We start from the raw sequence: 879 nt of genomic DNA on the forward strand, positions 1-879 counted from the left end.
TTAGAGCCTATCCAGTATTAATTTCATTCTTTTTTAGCAATTGAAAAAATAATTTGTTAAATTTCCCCCATGAGAAAACCATATCCCAGCGACATTAGTCGAGAAGCTTTTAAAGAAATTGAACCGTTACTATTGAGCGGAAGAAAACAAACACGTCCAAGAGTCGTTGATGTCTATGAAGTGTTTTGCGCATTGCTCTATATTCTAAAAAGTGGATGCCAATGGAGTATGCTTCCTCGAGACTTCCCACCTAAAAGCACTGTGCATTATTACTTCTCGATTTGGAATAAAAAGTCTTCAGAAACTGAACCTAGCATACTTGAGCAAGCTTTAAAAAAATGTGGTTGGCGAGGCCCGTATCAGCAATGGACGGAAAGAACAAACGAGCTTTATCATCATTGATTCACAAAGTGTAAAAAACACAGATACTGCACGTGATAAAGGCTATGACGCTGGTAAAAAAGTTTCAGGCATTAAAAGACATATTATTGTTGATACTCAAGGTCTCCCGCATGGAATATTGGTTACGACAGCAGATAAAACAGATCGTCAAGGTGCGTTAGATGCCATAAATTTGCATAGAGATACCTTACAAAATGTAGAGGTTGTACTTGTTGATGGCGGTTATACAGGCGAACCCTTTTCTTTGGCTGTTAATAATTTAATCAGAGCCCGAGTTGATGTTGCTAAACGAAGTGAATTACATAAATTTGCAGTCATTCCACAACGCTGGGTTGTGGAAAGATCATTTGCTTGGTTAGAAAAATGTAGAAGGCTCTGGAAAAACTGTGAAAAGCACCTAAATACGAGCCTTCAGTTCATTAATTTAGCCTTTTTAAGGCTACTTTTGCATAGAAAATATTCTGGATAGGTTCTTAG

Annotated in this window: 1 protein-coding gene; it reads left to right on the forward strand. The window is 37.4% G+C overall.

Features of this window, described 5'->3' with window-relative positions:
- The first annotated feature begins 69 nt into the window (after positions 1-69).
- Positions 70-871, forward strand: a protein-coding gene (locus A6M14_RS14030; protein ID WP_152875888.1) for an IS5 family transposase whose coding sequence is annotated in 2 segments (ribosomal slippage) — positions 70-333 and positions 335-871 — 801 coding nt in all. Because the reading frame shifts where the segments join, the coding sequence is not laid out codon by codon here.
- Positions 872-879 lie beyond the last annotated feature (8 nt).

The organism is Acinetobacter portensis, from assembly GCF_009372215.1.
Classification (GTDB): domain Bacteria; phylum Pseudomonadota; class Gammaproteobacteria; order Pseudomonadales; family Moraxellaceae; genus Acinetobacter; species Acinetobacter portensis.